Source organism: uncultured Virgibacillus sp., from assembly GCF_947495635.1.
Lineage (GTDB): Bacteria > Bacillota > Bacilli > Bacillales > Amphibacillaceae > Virgibacillus > Virgibacillus salarius.
The window spans coordinates 1-1,288 of the sequence record NZ_CANMAB010000204.1 but is presented as its reverse complement, the minus strand read 5'-3'; the positions used below and the strand labels follow the sequence as shown (position 1 = coordinate 1,288).

Here is a 1,288-nt window from a genome sequence, read left to right as displayed (position 1 = left end):
CAAGAGGGCTTTTTTTATGCATCCGGACTCTGCTTCGATATCCCCTCAAATTTCTCCCTTACAGGAATGCTCCTAAAGCTAATCTTGTACTAGCTTTAGGAATACTTTAAGGATTAAGTATTGACAAATTTGTAAGTTTGATTTACATTTTATACATCAAAAAAAATTGATTTATAAGCGAGGTGAAAAATATGGAACGAATTAAAAATGTAAAAGAATTAAGCAATGATGAAGCTCTCGACTTTTATGAGAATATGTTTAACGCCTTAGCTGATCGAATAAGACTTAAGATTTTAAACGAAATTAATAAAAGTCCTCATAAAAACTTATGTGTTTGTGATTTAGAAGAAAAATTAGATTTAAAACAATCTAAACTTTCTTATCACCTAAAAAAATTAGTAAATGCCAATATACTGATTTCAGAAAAGCATGGAACATGGAATTATTATAGAATTAATGAAGAACAAATACAGCTTGTTTTAACCGAAGATACTTGTTGTAAGATCTTTTAACAAGTGTCTTACTTATCTACTCAATAAATCAAATTTTATTGATTTATTAATCAAAATTATTTGATTAATAAAAGTGAGGAGTTATACGAATGTCAGATACAATTTTAGAGTTTATCCAAACATTTTTCATGCTATTCTTTGAATTGCTTGCGTTGTTGTGACTGCTAAACTAAAGTAGACAGTTTCCGCTAGATTAGAAGAAACACTTATTTACCCAAATATACCAGTAAAATATATAGCTCTCCCATTGTATGATATTTAAGATTATACACACATCAATGGAGGGCGCAGAAAAGGTGGATAAGTGGGAAATGTATATGGAGATTCAACAGTTAATTAAGCAAGGATTTAGTAAATCGAAGGTGGCGGAAAAGTTGGGGGTATCAAGATCAACGGTGTATCGCAACCTGCAGAAGTCTCCTTCGGAGATGGCTGAATGGGTAGAAAGTATAAAAACGAGAGAGAAAAAGTTAGATCCTTACAAAGCGTTAATTTTATCCTGGCTGAGAGAACATCCTGATATGTCAGCAGCACAAGTGCAAGATTGGTTACAGGAAAGGTATGAATCACTGGGGATTGGCGAGAGCACGGTTCGTGCCTACGTTAGAGAATTACGTACTGAATATAGAATAGAGAAAGAGACTCTACCGCGGAATTATGAAGCTATTCCTGACCAGCCAATGGGAGAACAAATGCAGGTTGATTTTGGTCATACAAAACAAAGAACACCTGACAATCAAGAGGTGAAGCTGAGCTTTATCGCATTTGTTTTGTCT

2 protein-coding genes are annotated in these 1,288 nt (G+C 33.6%); both read left to right on the top strand.

Going from position 1 to position 1,288, the window contains the following annotated elements:
- Positions 1-191 precede the first annotated feature (191 nt).
- Positions 192-512 carry a helix-turn-helix transcriptional regulator gene (locus tag Q1A47_RS20480; RefSeq protein ID WP_026679872.1) on the top strand — a complete coding sequence of 107 codons (321 nt, stop codon included), beginning with the start codon at positions 192-194 and terminating at the stop codon, positions 510-512.
- A 296-nt stretch (positions 513-808) separates the two neighbouring features.
- On the top strand, positions 809-1,288 hold a 480-nt coding region (locus Q1A47_RS20475), incomplete at its 3' end, for a helix-turn-helix domain-containing protein (protein ID WP_299632742.1).